Below are 13,682 nucleotides of genomic sequence, written 5' to 3' on the forward strand. Positions count from 1 at the left end.
CCTTCCCTTCTCTGACGATGATTCCCTACACCTATCAGCATATAGAAGGCGCCAAAAAATCCACCTTGATCATCTATGATTTTCATGAGTGTCGGGATGATCATAGGAGCCTAGAACGTATCCGGGAATGTCCCTTCCATCATTTTTTACGGCCTGAATATCCTGAGCCCGTCTTACTTCCTGATCACAGGCTTTATCATTTGCTGTATCGTAACGTACTTCACCGGCAGTTCCTATGCCACCATCGGGACCCTGGGCATCGCCTTTATCGGGATCGGCTACGGGATGGGTATCCCTTCCCCGATCATTGCAGGAATGGTCATCTCCGGTGCTATATTCGGAGATAAAATGACTCCGTTCTCCGATACAACGAATATGGCTTCGGGCGTGGCAGGGGTGAATATATTCAGGCATATTCACTCCATGCTGTATACCACCGTCCCCGCTGTACTTATTTCAGGAATACTGTATTGGCTGTTAGGGCTTAAATACAGCGGCAATTATGAACTGGAAAAGACAGCGCTCATCACCAACACACTGAAAGAACACTTTACGATCACACCGGTGCTTCTAGTAGTTCCATTGCTGACCATCTTTCTGATCGTCAAGAAAGTACCGCCTGTCATTGCGTTAAATATTGGGGCGTTCACAGCTATTGTAACGGCGTTCATTTTCCAGTCGTCATTTGGCGTGCCTACCATATTGAATTCATTCATGGACGGGTTTGTATATGAAACAGGGATTGAAGATATCGACAAACTTCTTCAGCGCGGCGGAATCAAGGGGATGTTCACAGTCATCACATTGGTCATCCTGGTGTTCAGCCTGAGTGAGATTTTACAGAGAACAGGCATTATTTCTGTGATATTGGGGAAAATGACTTCTTTCATGGATACGCAGACAAAGCTGATCCTTACGACCATTGCGAGTTGTTTTGTCACGAATATGCTATCAGCAAGCCAGTACGTTGCCATTATGATACCCGGAGAGATGTTCCGCTCCGCGTATGAAAAACTGAAAATTTCAAGAAGAGTTCTTTCACGGACATTGGAAGACGCCGGAACCATAACTACATTCGTCGTTCCCTGGTCATCAGGAGCAATTTTTGCCACAGGTGTATTAGGTGTAACAACGATCGAGTCTCTTCCTTATACTTTTTTCGCGATACTGTCTCCATTGGTTGCCATCGTCTATGCGATCACTGGATTTGCGATATTTAAGGAAGATGAGACGGATCAAACAGGCACTGACCATACCTCTGATCCTCAGAGCGTGATTATGAAATAGTGAAATAACACAGCAAGTCCCGAAACAATGAGAGATTATTTCGGGACTTGTTAATGTCGTCTATATTCCAATTTGTTTTACTTATTCAGTAGATGAAGGGTGACATTTTTTATATTTACTATTTCAAACCTATCTGTAGGGCACTCCAAGTGGACTCAAAATTCCTTATATTTTTCATATTGATTTAGAAATGATTGAAACCCTTCTTACTTAGCATCCGTTACTCCGACTACACGATAGGTGCCTGCTTTCTTGTGAGGATGGTGGAAGGCAAAAGACAAACAGGACTGTCTGCCACCCAAGAGTCGCATCCATTATTTATGATAATACGTATGAATTCTTCGATCGGGACGCTGGATTTTATTGAACCAGATCCGGTCTTTCTCTTCCTGTTCCAATATGCCGACAATCGAAGAAGAGCAGCTGATGCAGATTTTTTCTTTCGTCAGTTGTCCGCACCGTTCACACGGAGCGCCGATATTCGGGAATGTAGCAGGATGTAACTTTCCTATTTTCACCCATTTATAAAGCAATTCGGGAGAAACACCGGTCAATTCAATGATTTCATCATTCGTTAACATGCGGTTATTTTTCCGCAGCAAAAAATGAAGCAATTCTGAAAAAATGTCTTCTTCTTTGACATCCAGTCTTTTGGCGAACAGCTGCATAATTCGTCACTCCTTGCCATTTAATAAATATTTTCGTTGATTTTGGGAGCTTCATCATATCTGTAATTTTCCCAGCGGTCCCGCGCCAACTTCCGGTATTTGTTGGAAACTTTCCGGTCAGAAATCAGGCGAGAAAAACCTTTTTTGGCTTCCTGCATGTCGCCAAGCCGGAGACTGAGCTCTGAATATAAATAATGAATCCGCTCGGTGCCTTCTTGATTCGCCGCATAAGACTTGCTGTAAAACTCCCGGGCAGATTCAAGATAACGAAGTTCGGGCTCTGCCTCTTGTTTTAGGCGGTACAGCCACGCAATCTTCAGCGCCAGATTGGCCAGGAGAAGGGATTCTTCCATCGATGCCCTCGCTACAAGATACGCTAATTGATAGCTGACAATCGCGTCATCGATCGTGCGTTCCCGGCAAATGTCCGCCGGTTTTTGTAGTTCTTTTATATACAATTCATTGACGAGCATCATGAAAGGGCCATATGTTCTTGTCATGGATTTATGATAGGCATATCCGCAATGCGGACAAACGGCCACTTCATATAACAGCGGGTTCAACCCATCATATACAGGCATAAAATCCGTATCTTCTTTCATTAGCTGGCAGCGGTTGGGACGGACTTTATATGTAGTAAAGTGTTTTTTGCAAAATTTGCAATCTACTTTGCTTTCATAATAGTTTATGTTAAAGCCCATATGAATAAACTCCTTTATCTTTTATTTCTCCTTGTTTCTTTTCGGCTATTCACAGGATCTCCTGACTCATCCCATATGATTAGTAAATGTATTCTCATTTTATCATTCATATGCAATTTGGTATATATCTTTTGGTCCATTCATATGAAAGTTTAGGCTATTTGTGCGCACAAAAACACGGAAGTCCGAAAAGAACTTCCGTGTTTGGCTGAAGTGTATTTATTCCACCTCACCTTCCCATGAGACCATCCCTTCAGATACGTTAATCACTGTGTAGCCGGCATCGTGTAAAATAGTACTTGCCTGGACCGAACGGTTTCCGCTCCGGCAAATGACGACATACGTTTCCTCTTCACTGAGCCCCGGATCTTTCCCCTGCTCCAATTCGGACAGCGGCAAATTCACAGCTCCGATAATATGCCCTTCCGCAAACTCCTCCGGCTCCCGGACATCCAGCACAATCGCCCCGTTATCCTTCTGTTGTTGCACTGCATCAATTCCAAGCGTCTGATAGGCCTCCGGTTCCTCACTGGAACAGGCGCCCAGCAGCATAACCACTGCCGCAAACAGCATACCCCATTTTTTCAATTGCTTTCCCCACTTTCTCTTTCACAAAAAGACAAGGCTCGCGGGCTTTATATGGAGACGATGGGAGTCGAACCCACGTCCAAAAAGTGCAGAAACCCTTTTCCTTAACATCATTCATCTCTTATTGTACACTGTCACTTCTCTAGTTCCCTATATATTCTTTCCATTTCTGTTTCCAGTTTTCTATTTCATGCTTTATCTCTTTCTTCACTTTTTCTTTCTTTTCTCTCTTTTTCCGTTCTTTCTCTTCTTTTTTCTCCTGTTTTCTTTTCTCTTTTTCTTTCATACGTTCTTTTTTACTCAACTTTTCTTTCTGTTTCTCCAGTGCTTCTATATTTTTCCCGATTAGTGGTAAATCAAATTTCTTTGTTGGCAGCTCACTCATTGTTCTGGATAGGACTTGCGCAAAAATGGGGGGCGCCGTGAAACTGCTGGTTGATGTTAAATAATGTTCTGAATCCGTTTGATCATAGCCGAGCCAAACCGCACCTACGATGTCTGGAGTATAGCCGACGAACCAATGATCCTTTGAGCCATCCACTTCTGAAAATGGCAGTTGGTTGGTGCCTGTTTTTCCCGCCACTTCAATACCTGACATTTGGGCTTTCTTCGCTGTACCTTCTACTACAGCACCTTGCAGCATATAGGTCATTTGCTGAGCAACTTCCGGTTTTGTTACTTCTACAGACTTTTCACGCCACTTACCAAGGACTTTCCCTTCAGAATTTTTTATTTCTGTAATCGCATGTGCATCCACCATCACACCATCATTCGCAAACGCAGAAAAAGCTTGAGCCATTCGCAAAGGTGAAGTACCTTTGTCCAATCCTCCTAAGGCGAGACCAAGCGTATGATCGTTTTCTTCCAATGAAATACCGAACCGTTCAACAGCGCGCACCCCATTTTTTATTCCGATCTGATCCAAAAGCCAGACTGGAGGGATGTTATACGAGTGCGCAAGTGCATCGTACATTGTCACTTGCCCTCTATTTTTCTGATCGAAATTTTTCGGAGAATAGCCGTCAATGTTTATTGGTTCATCGAGAAGCAAATCCGACATACGATAACCTTTCTCTAGCGCCGGAGTATAGACGGCAAGCGGCTTCAACGCCGAACCAGGTTGCCGGATGAGTTCAGTCGCATTATTAAAGCGTCCATACGTATACTTCCCTCTGCCCCCAACCAATGCCGAAATCCCGCCTGTTTTAGGATTCAAGAAAACAGAGGCACTTTGGATGAGTTGATCGGGCGTACTTTCAGGAAAATACCGATCATCCTTATACACTTCCTCCAAAGCATTTTGGATGACGGGATTTATTTCCGTGTAAATATGTAATCCGCCATACAGCACTTCGTTTTTTGTAAGATGGTACGAGTTAACCGCTTCTTCAATCACATGGTCAATATAATAAGGATATTTCCCTTTATAATTTGGCTTTGTGGAATCAGCTAATACAACTTCTTGTCCGACTGCTTCATCATACTCCGCTTGACTAATATACTTTTCATTTTTCATTAATGATAAAACAACGTTGCGCCGTTTCACCGACTTTTCCATATTCTTAGCAGGAGATAAATGGGAAGGTACTTTAATTAATCCTGCGATTGTCGCACACTCGCTTAACGATAACTCGCTTACATCTTTACCAAAATAGATCTGCGCAGCACGTTGAACACCCCACGCACCATCACCAAAATAGATTTGATTAAGATAATGCTCCAAAATATCATCTTTTGAATACGTTCTCTCAATCTTCTTTGCAATGAGTAATTCTTTAAACTTCCGGGAATATGTGCGCTCCTGCGTTAAAAACACATTCTTGGTAAGCTGTTGAGTAATTGTACTGCCGCCTGCAACAACCTCACCTTTGAACAGGTTTTGGAATAATGCGCGCCCAACCCCGAAATAATTTATCCCATGATGTTTGTAAAATTGTTGGTCCTCAACTGAGATGACTGCTTCAATTAACTCATTTGGGATATGGTCTAGGGAGACACCTTCAATTTTTGAATTGGAAATTTCACTTACGACTTTTCCGTTTTGATCGTAAACAAACGTCGGTCTCGGCACAGGCTCTTCTAATTTACTCACATCACTCAATGAAATGAATAAATTTATTATGATCAAACCACAAATAGCCGCAATGAGCATTCCGAGGAATACGATGCGAATTGGTTTTTTAAAGTTTAATCGTTTCTTATCGGCATGATTCTTTTTCTGTTGTTGCTTATATTCCGTTCTTCTCATACAAATTCCACCTTCATCATTGCCTTCGACCTTTCAAAGTTTAGCATATTGAAAAGAAGTAACCTGCTTGCTAACAGCAGGAAAATTACAGCATGTAGTTGACGATGTTTCTGTATGAAAGTTGCATGTGGCGGGTACTCAAAGCCGTGCCTGTGTGAAAAACAAACGTGAAAGTTCACTTATTCATGATTGTTGAAACTTTCGCGAATGTTAAAAAAAACACGATTGTTTCGCGCACAGGCACCACCAACTCCACTACTCTCTAAATGAAAAAATCCCCCGCTGCATGCGGAGGATCTGCTTATTTAATAACTGTCACTGGACATTTTGCTTCCTTGATCACTTTATGGCTGACACTTCCGAGCATCATTTCCTGCACGGCATTCAGTCCGCGGCTTCCAATAACTAAGTGATCCAGTGAAGTTGAATCCGCGTACTGAACAATTTTCTGCGCCGGATCCCCTTCAAAAATGACCAGTTCTGTGTTAGCATGTGCCTGCCGAGCGAGCTCCATCGCCGGCTGAGTTACGCGCTGCCTAATCGTTTCCGTATCTTCCTTGCTCATGCGCTCATCATTCGCGGTGTTAAAATCCACTACATAGATCATTTTCAATTCGGACTCCGTATACAGCCCCGCTGTCTTTATTGCATGCTCCACTGCCCGCAACGCATTTTGTGATCCGTCGATCGCTACACCAATCTTCATTCGTTATCCTCCTCACATCGCTCTTTCTATTAGTATGGACAGAAATGAAGAGATTTGCAATGGTGCGGTATTATCACTCTCTATAATTATTACAGGTACCAGGTCCCGACATAATTCTGAATTGTTCTTGAGTTGTATGAGGACCTGGTACCTTGAAATAAGAGACTCAATAGGTAAAAGTGGTGGAGATATGGTAATGGTCACTTTATATCTGCATGACTAGCTTACTATGTAAGATAGGTACCTGTGCGCGAAACTTTCATGTTTGTTTCTAGCACAGGTACCTTCACATAAAATCAGTCATATCCATTGCACCGATCGTGCCCGTTACATATCGGGATTTATGTCAAAAATAGAGAGTACAGATACATTCACTATGCCATGCATTTCTTTTACCTGGATCGTTCTTCCTCTATCTATGCCTGACACGGCGTCACCCGGCTGGCCAAGCATCCAGTAGACGCCATTTTCAAATTCCATATCAATTGTGCCTACGCTTTTCGCTGTAATATGGAATATTCCCGTACCCGGCTCCCGCTCTACCGTTGCTATAGCTTCGGCGTTTTCAGTGAGTATCGTGTGCTTCCCTATATTATTTGCGGCTTTTTTGTCATAAGTATAATATCCATCGTACGACGCCGCTACATCATACGTAAGCGAAGGCTGTTCTTGCAACACCTCAGTGTCATAATAAAATGACCCATTTTTCGGTATCTTTGCCTCGATTGCGAACCGCACATCTTTTCCATTCGCAAAACGCACAGTCGCAATGTAGTCACCTGGCTTGTCGATCACGATATACTTTCGGGTAGGGTATTGGTACGTCCCGAATGTAGCATCATCTGACACCAATGCACCGTCCACTGTATAAATGCTGACACTAGTAATCTTTTCCGCTGTAGGCATGTCGAAGATCGCTGCAGTCGGCAAATAATCATTCGTTTTCTCAAGCGTCAGTCGCAATTCTCCATTCACTTTTTTCACTTGTACGTAATACTTTTTAATTTCTTGCTGCGAGCCTTTCCATCCGTGTAAAGCGAGAGTGCCCTTTCCTTCTTTCAGTGGAATCAATTGAACCCGCCCGTCTGTTGATGGATCTTTTCCATACGTGTAGATTGCTTGAAACAACTCATTTTTATTATCAAGATCCTGATAGATGCCACCCCATTCTGAATGAACACTTATCCTATCGAACCCTAGTTCATCCGCCCGCACCGTAACCATTACCGGTTTCGATTTCTCGGTTTTCGTCAATAACACAGCTGCTTGGCTGCGCGTGATCTGCGCATTGATGCTGAATCTGTCAGGAGACGTACCCGAAGTAATTCCAAGACGGTACAGGATGAGAACATTCGTACCATGCGATTGATATTCCACGACATCCTTGAACGGATTTTTCGTATCGTAGAAATTATATCGCGGCAAATCGAATGCTTTCACGATGATCGAAGCAAACTGCCCCCGTTTCACCGGATCATTCGGACCGTAACGGCCGTCTTGATAGCCACCGATCACATTCGCTTCAGCCAGCGCTGCAATCGCCGGGTAATGGCCATTTTTCGTTGAGACATCTGTAAACCCGGGATTTTTGACGTTCGTCGTATCCAATTTTAGCATCTTCGCAATAATGGAAGCGGCCTGCCCTCTCGTAATCGGATTCCCTGGCTTGAACGTACCATCCGGATAACCGCCAATAATATCGCATGCCGCCAAGTCGTTCACCGCTTTCGCGTATGGCTGCTTCGGCGAAACATCCTTGAACGGCTGACTGCTTGCCGCTCCCGCCGATAAAGGCAGACCACAAGCCAACACAATTGCACTCAGTAGCGCCATCATCATCTTTTTCATTTCATATCTTCCTTCCTGTCTATGTAACACCGTACAGACGCAGGAATCCGGAAATAGTTTCAAAGATTTTATTGTAGTTTTGATTAATTACAGGTACCAGGTCCAGACGTAATTCTGAATTGTTCCTAAGTTGTGTGAGGACTTGGTAGCCTACACTAAACTACAAAAGAACGAATCCCCAGGATCATTCCTTAGGATTCGTTCTTTTGTAGTTTACTGAGTTTTGCCCCAGCCTCACTTCGTAGTGCAGACTTTCTTTAATGGATTTTTACTGTTATTCGATTTTTGCAATATGTCGCAGAACTTTGAATAGTTCTGCTTGTTCTTCAGCAGTCAATGGATTTTTACTAACCATGTGGTAGTTTAACTTATCTTCATCAATGTAATAAATTCCACTGTAACCTATACCTTTATCAATACTAAAGACTAAAGAGTTATCAAATTTTTGATGAGCTACGTCAACGATTTTAACATTATTAGGAAGGACTGCAGTGTAGTTGTAGGTAGTGTAATATTGATCGTTTTTCAAGACCTTCATTTTAGTAGGAAAATTAGAATTTGAAGCAGGTGGAGTTGGCTGAAGTGGCTTAGAAGGTTTTACAGCATTTTCAGGATAGAGTGAGCGGAAGAGAAATGCAGCATATTGTGCACGGGTCACACGATCGTTTGGCAAGAATTTACCATTATCACCAGCAGTAATTCCGTTAGAATAAAGAGTTGCTACATAATCCTTGTACCAATGACTTTCGTTAATGTCATCGAATATAAATCCTTTTTCAATTTTCAGGTTAAATGCATTTACAAGAACCTTCGACATTTGAGCTCGTGTTAGATGATCAGCAGCTCCGAATGTTCCATTTGAATTCCCGTCAAAGATTCCAGCCTTGTAAACAGCTTGAACATTTTCATAATGCGGGCTTGTTTTTGGAACATCTTTGAATTCTTTTCCTTCTCGAACTGGCTTCAAGTCAAGTGAGCGATTCAATAGTGCAGCAACCTGGACCCGTGAGATTGCTTGTGAAGGTCTGAATGTGTTATCTGGGTAACCGGAGATAATTCCTTCGTCTCGCATTTGCATAATTTCAGTATACATTCCCTGTTCTGGCGAGACGTCTTTAAAGTCAACTTTTCTAACCTCGTTAGCATGAGCAGGCATAGTGGAAATTGCGACAACGGCTGCGATAGAAAGTGATAACGATGCAATAAACATTTTTTTCGACATTTTACTGATTCCCCTTTCGTTCTGCAAGACAATCATAGTATTAACGAATGGAATTGTCTACATGATTTTCCATTACATCATTCATTTTAATCAATGGGTATTCGTTATGTCAGCCACATCAATCCGCTTCATCTTTATAGTAATAATATACGTCCTCTTTATTCCAGAGAGTATAGTAATTCGGCTGTAAGGAAAGTGCTTCGCTATATTTATCAATCGCTTCGACATACCGTTCCAGACGTTTTAAAATACTTGCTTTCTTTTAAATCAGCTCCACGTTTCCTGTATCTTTCTGGAGTAAAATCGAAGCCAACTCCAAGGCACCCTCAAATTTTCCTGCTTCCATTGATTTCAGGTAACAGGTCCCTATATAATTCTGAATTGTTCCTGAGTTGTATGAGGACCTAGTACCTTAACTAACTTTGTAATAATAGAAAGGAAAGAATTCACTTTTTTAGCATCTCTTTTTTTCTCAAAATACTCGTCATTCGGTAAAATCTTCATCTTCAATCCACTTAAATCTTCATCGTTTTCAGACGCTAGCGAAACAACATCCAGTCTGATTTTTTAACTGTACTTTAGTTGCAAAAAGTACAGACTAGAAAACTCTTAACCAAAATAAACTATGAATAATATCTTCCTGCATTAAGTTAAATACGCTACAATAAATAGAATTAAAAAACTCTTCACCCTTAATATCCCTCAAAACATAGGAGGGTTGCTCGTTTATAAAATTCTGTTCACGGTAAAGGGAGGTAATCTTTTGAGAAAATTATTAATTATTTTACTTGTAGTTTTCTTGTCTGGTTGTGGCAATACTCTTGTTGTAGAGTTTGCAAGAGTGAATGAAATTAATGAAAATTCTATAACAATAGAAAATGAAGGAGGAGAAATTACAGATATAGAGGTTTCTTCTGATTATGATTTTACTTTTTTTAAAAATACAGTATACTTTTTCAGATACGAGATTCTACACTCTAATAAAGCTGTTTTAATTAATGTCGAAACTATTGAAAATCAAAAATTTTAAAGTTAATCATTTAGGAAGTATGTTTTATAACACGACAAACTTCTTGAGTCATATAAAAAATATGGCTCAAAAAAGGGACCAGGTTCTCACACGACTTGAAAACTATTCTGAATTATATCTGATTTGCTTTGGGACCTGGTACCGTGCGCTAACCTCTTCAAAGTTTTGCCTATTGAAAAGAAGTAACCTGCATACTGGCTGCAGGATAATGTAGCATGTAGTTAACGATGCCTCTGTGCGAAAGTTTCATATTCTGTTAACCAGTTTATGGAGATACATTGCCAGATACCGTGTTTTACTGATGATAACCATGGTCGCTCCCCATACAACCAAAAAGGATCTAATTCAATATAAATTAGATCCCTGCATGCGTATATTTTAATTTAGGTCGTACTGGTTTTCCGCCCAGCAGTTCTAGTAAATTATCGTGTATTGACAAATCTTTGTATCTGTTCATCAATTTAATTAGACACTCATGAATTTGGCGCAATCAACAATCCGTATCTTCACCCGCGCGCCACATATCAATGGTTTTATGTATAAATTGCTCCAATCCGATCTCTTCCATCTTGATCATCTTTTTCACACGAATACAGCCCTCCCCGTAGTTATAGCCTGTTAAAAGGGTTTCAGCGTTCTCTACTTTATCGATAGTTCCTACATAAAGGCTCACATAATTTTTCTGTGCGTTCAGAGCAAAGATATAGTGATCGTCCTTCCCGTAATTCAACATCTTATAGCGAATCTCCTCGTCCAACTCAGGTGCATACGCCAATATCATTTGCCGAATCGCAAGCAGCTTCTCTTTCCGCCAATCCTCTTCCAGCATCTCAATATATTCTTCATAGGTTTCGCGTCATATTGCATTTGACTATCTCACTCCTATCGTATTTATTAAATAGTATCTAATAGTGAAAGATGCCTGTACAAGGATCTATTGTGTTTGTTTAAACTTTCATTACATTCATTAGATTTGCTTTACATGTTAACAACTCATTGCGTAGGAGAGGTTAGTGCATAATCTTACTTTCATCTCACTAGCAACATTGCCAATCATATACTACTTTTGAAAAATCCCTATTTTTCAAGGCGTCCTTTGGAATTGAGAAAACACAATTCCCCGAATCCCCAAACATAATGCCACATTCCTCATCGATGTCCAGTTGCAACAATAGAAAATCGCTCTCGTCAAAGCCGATATAGTCATGCTGAACAAAATAGGGATAACCGCCAATTCTACTATCGCAGCTATAGCAATCATCACTTAGTTTCTCATATTCTACTTCTGATAGCTTATTCATAAAAATGTCTCCAAATAGATTTAATGAGGAAGACATCGGCATCTCCCTTAATGTAAAATACATTTTACCGCTGTGTGAAAAAGGAAGATTCCTCTTATATTCTTCGTTTTCATAAGGATGTTTCTTTACTAAATGTTCTTCGTTTTCTTCGTAATCTTCAATGTAATTTACGTGAATCGGATCTTCCAAACCAAACAGATCATCATTTGCAACAAAGAATTGCAGTAATCCCTTTTCTGGCAATTCATCTATAATTTCAAGATCCGCCAGATTGATTTGCGCTAAAAACAACATAGGGTTTCTATCTGCATCGGTCGGATAGTCTTCACTGCTTTTCAAATAGGGACACCCACCTAATTTACTATCCCAAGGTTTTGTTTCTTCACGTTTAAAATGGATTTCGTTGCTATACCTAAAAGTGCTTTGAATTAAGTTTTCATGTTTCTTTAAAAGTTCAGGAATTTCGTATGTCATCAATATAAGTCCCCCATTCTATCTTTACTTAACTGAATTAACCTATACCATTATTCAGCAAATTATTCCAATAGAATATACCTATATAGAGATTAAATGAATAGGTCGTACATCAATTATCGCTTATAGTGATTATGAAATCGGAGTTACTCTATTTAAAGGAATCCGAAAGCGTAGAGCATTTTAAAACAGAACTTGAAAAATATATAAATACAAAACGGATAAAGGCAAAATTAAAAATGAGTCCGGTTCAATACCGAACTCATTTTATCCAAGCTGCCTGATGTAATAACCGTGTCTAACTTTTAGGGGTCACTTCAAACCGAAGTCAAGGGCCACATCCATCTATTCCACTTTTCGCGCCTGCTGCGTATCTCGCACATTCTTCTGCACCGTAATGGCAGCAAAGATACTCAGCACAAATGCCATCGCATAAAATCCTTTTTCGCTCAATATTATACTGCCTGCGTTATACAACCCGATCGCCATCAGCGCAATGGAAACAATTACTGCAAACCAGCTAATACCATAGTAAATTCCCGTTACCGGAATGTCCTCATCTTTGTCACGGACTGCTTTCTGAAGAGACACTGCAGCGTACAGCCCAAAAATGAGAATCGCAAAATAATAGCCTTTTTCGTTCAGTTCCATTGCGGCGTTAAAAAGTCCGATCAAGTACGCACCGATTCCGATCAGCAGTGCAGCGTAGGATGCGCCTTTAAATGCGGATGTCGGCTCTCTGCTGAGTCGCTCTTTCACTTCTTTTTTCTCACCAAACAGTTCTTCAGTACCTTTAGCCATAACGCTGCCTCCTTTTCTTCATCATATCCAAAAGGTAGGCGGCAGGCAACTAGTAATTAACTATTCTGTCTTTAGTAATGTTCGCGTGTGTATGTCGATATACCTTGCTTTTGACATTCATGTAGGTCTCCCAAACAGGTACCTTACAAACCAAGCAACCACGGCAGATGCATGTCGAGCAATACTTGGACGGCAGGCATAGGGAAATCATCCGGCAGCAGCTCCAAGTCATTTGTAAAGCTGACAGAAAATCCTTCTACGTAATAATCGCGAGACACAAGCGCAACAGATGGTTCCTTTACAATCTCTCCTGCAAAATGGTAGAAAACAATATAATGATGCAACCCTTCCGCATTTTTCCCCAGCTCCGTGACTTCCCCTCTTTTTTCGCATCAATTCCAAGTGAATGAAAAAGGCGGTAAATCGCTTGTGGAAACTTCTCGTAAGCATGCAAATAATTTAAACAGTAATCACAGTAGTGTCAGGTACCAGATCCCGATATAATTCTGAATCGTTCCTTAGTTGTGTGAGGACCTGGTACCTTAACTCAAATTCACTTGATGCGTGAAAAGGTGCTATAAGAAGGAAGGGCTTTATCGTATAGTTAGATATATCTTTCTTCAGGTTCCCCGCCAACACCCCCTAGTGCTTATATCGCTTCCAATTTAAATCTCCCTATCCAAGAACTCCACTCACTATTACTCATCTGCGCATAAAATGATAAATAAAAATGAGTCCGGGGCAATACCGAACTCATTGTACCCAAGATGCCTGATGTAATAATCGTATCTAACTTTTATGGGTCACT

12 protein-coding genes and 2 pseudogenes are annotated in these 13,682 nt (G+C 41.0%); 3 read left to right on the forward strand and 11 right to left on the reverse strand.

The window, feature by feature from the left end; genetic code table 11:
* Nucleotides 1–132: 132 nt before the first annotated feature.
* Nucleotides 133–1,287: pseudogene (locus GD002_RS07890) on the forward strand (Na+/H+ antiporter NhaC family protein); the annotation flags it as partial.
* Between the two features lie 314 nt (nt 1,288–1,601).
* Here GD002_RS07890 and GD002_RS07895 read toward each other — a convergent pair.
* The 7 genes from GD002_RS07895 to GD002_RS07925 all read right to left on the reverse strand — a co-directional run bounded on the left by GD002_RS07895 (nt 1,602) and on the right by GD002_RS07925 (nt 9,268).
* On the reverse strand, nt 1,602–1,955 hold the full coding sequence (locus GD002_RS07895; protein ID WP_153731812.1) for a hypothetical protein: 354 nt from the start codon (nt 1,953–1,955) through the stop codon (nt 1,602–1,604).
* Between the two features lie 20 nt (nt 1,956–1,975).
* Nucleotides 1,976–2,656, reverse strand: a complete 681-nt coding sequence (locus GD002_RS07900) for a DUF2225 domain-containing protein (RefSeq protein WP_153731813.1) — start codon at nt 2,654–2,656, stop codon at nt 1,976–1,978.
* Between the two features lie 219 nt (nt 2,657–2,875).
* Nucleotides 2,876–3,145: a rhodanese-like domain-containing protein gene (locus tag GD002_RS07905; RefSeq protein ID WP_228548331.1), complete on the reverse strand. Its 270-nt coding sequence runs from the start codon at nt 3,143–3,145 to the stop codon at nt 2,876–2,878.
* 241 nt (nt 3,146–3,386) lie between these two features.
* Nucleotides 3,387–5,492: a transglycosylase domain-containing protein gene (locus GD002_RS07910; protein WP_153731814.1), complete on the reverse strand. Its 2,106-nt coding sequence runs from the start codon at nt 5,490–5,492 to the stop codon at nt 3,387–3,389.
* A gap of 301 nt (nt 5,493–5,793) precedes the next feature.
* Nucleotides 5,794–6,198: a universal stress protein gene (locus GD002_RS07915; protein WP_153731815.1), complete on the reverse strand. Its 405-nt coding sequence runs from the start codon at nt 6,196–6,198 to the stop codon at nt 5,794–5,796.
* 327 nt (nt 6,199–6,525) lie between these two features.
* The gene (locus GD002_RS07920) at nt 6,526–8,046 is read right to left on the reverse strand and encodes an S-layer homology domain-containing protein (RefSeq protein WP_153731816.1); all 1,521 of its coding nucleotides are present in this window, start codon (nt 8,044–8,046) and stop codon (nt 6,526–6,528) included.
* A gap of 274 nt (nt 8,047–8,320) precedes the next feature.
* On the reverse strand, nt 8,321–9,268 hold the full coding sequence (locus GD002_RS07925; protein WP_194841515.1) for an S-layer homology domain-containing protein: 948 nt from the start codon (nt 9,266–9,268) through the stop codon (nt 8,321–8,323).
* A gap of 763 nt (nt 9,269–10,031) precedes the next feature.
* Here GD002_RS07925 and GD002_RS07930 point away from each other — a divergent pair.
* Entirely contained in the window at nt 10,032–10,298 is a 267-nt protein-coding gene (locus tag GD002_RS07930) for a hypothetical protein (protein WP_153731818.1), read from the forward strand.
* A gap of 490 nt (nt 10,299–10,788) precedes the next feature.
* Here the strand turns inward: GD002_RS07930 and GD002_RS07935 are convergent, their stop codons facing one another.
* Together GD002_RS07935 and GD002_RS07940 are read right to left on the reverse strand one after the other, a co-directional pair.
* Nucleotides 10,789–11,127 (reverse strand): DUF1801 domain-containing protein, encoded by a 339-nt coding sequence (locus tag GD002_RS07935; protein ID WP_153731819.1) that lies wholly within the window; start codon nt 11,125–11,127, stop codon nt 10,789–10,791.
* A 208-nt stretch (nt 11,128–11,335) separates the two neighbouring features.
* A complete protein-coding gene (locus GD002_RS07940; RefSeq protein WP_194841516.1) occupies nt 11,336–12,073 on the reverse strand; it encodes a YwqG family protein in 738 nt (245 codons plus the stop codon).
* 131 nt (nt 12,074–12,204) lie between these two features.
* Between GD002_RS07940 and GD002_RS07945 the strand changes: the two are divergent.
* Nucleotides 12,205–12,357 (forward strand): annotated as a pseudogene (locus GD002_RS07945) (IS3 family transposase); the annotation flags it as partial.
* Between the two features lie 61 nt (nt 12,358–12,418).
* Here GD002_RS07945 and yiaA read toward each other — a convergent pair.
* A complete protein-coding gene (gene yiaA, locus GD002_RS07950) occupies nt 12,419–12,874 on the reverse strand; it encodes an inner membrane protein YiaA (RefSeq protein WP_153731821.1) in 456 nt (151 codons plus the stop codon).
* A gap of 143 nt (nt 12,875–13,017) precedes the next feature.
* On the reverse strand, nt 13,018–13,218 hold the full coding sequence (locus GD002_RS07955; RefSeq protein ID WP_153731822.1) for a hypothetical protein: 201 nt from the start codon (nt 13,216–13,218) through the stop codon (nt 13,018–13,020).
* Nucleotides 13,219–13,682: the final 464 nt, after the last annotated feature.

It is taken from the genome of Sporosarcina obsidiansis (assembly GCF_009651005.1).
Classification (GTDB): Bacteria; Bacillota; Bacilli; order Bacillales_A; family Planococcaceae; genus Sporosarcina; species Sporosarcina obsidiansis.

What these genes read in the sequence shown, in the direction of transcription:
- GD002_RS07895 (WP_153731812.1), bottom strand. Translation starts at nt 1,955, where the DNA reads ATGCAGCTGTTCGCCAAAAGACTGGATGTCAAAGAAGAAGACATTTTT.
- GD002_RS07900 (WP_153731813.1), bottom strand. Translation starts at nt 2,656, where the DNA reads ATGGGCTTTAACATAAACTATTATGAAAGCAAAGTAGATTGCAAATTT.
- GD002_RS07910 (WP_153731814.1), bottom strand. Translation starts at nt 5,492, where the DNA reads ATGAGAAGAACGGAATATAAGCAACAACAGAAAAAGAATCATGCCGAT.
- GD002_RS07915 (WP_153731815.1), bottom strand. Translation starts at nt 6,198, where the DNA reads ATGAAGATTGGTGTAGCGATCGACGGATCACAAAATGCGTTGCGGGCA.
- GD002_RS07920 (WP_153731816.1), bottom strand. Translation starts at nt 8,046, where the DNA reads ATGAAAAAGATGATGATGGCGCTACTGAGTGCAATTGTGTTGGCTTGT.
- GD002_RS07925 (WP_194841515.1), bottom strand. Translation starts at nt 9,268, where the DNA reads ATGTCGAAAAAAATGTTTATTGCATCGTTATCACTTTCTATCGCAGCC.
- GD002_RS07935 (WP_153731819.1), bottom strand. Translation starts at nt 11,127, where the DNA reads ATGCTGGAAGAGGATTGGCGGAAAGAGAAGCTGCTTGCGATTCGGCAA.
- GD002_RS07940 (WP_194841516.1), bottom strand. Translation starts at nt 12,073, where the DNA reads ATGACATACGAAATTCCTGAACTTTTAAAGAAACATGAAAACTTAATT.
- yiaA (WP_153731821.1), bottom strand. Translation starts at nt 12,874, where the DNA reads ATGGCTAAAGGTACTGAAGAACTGTTTGGTGAGAAAAAAGAAGTGAAA.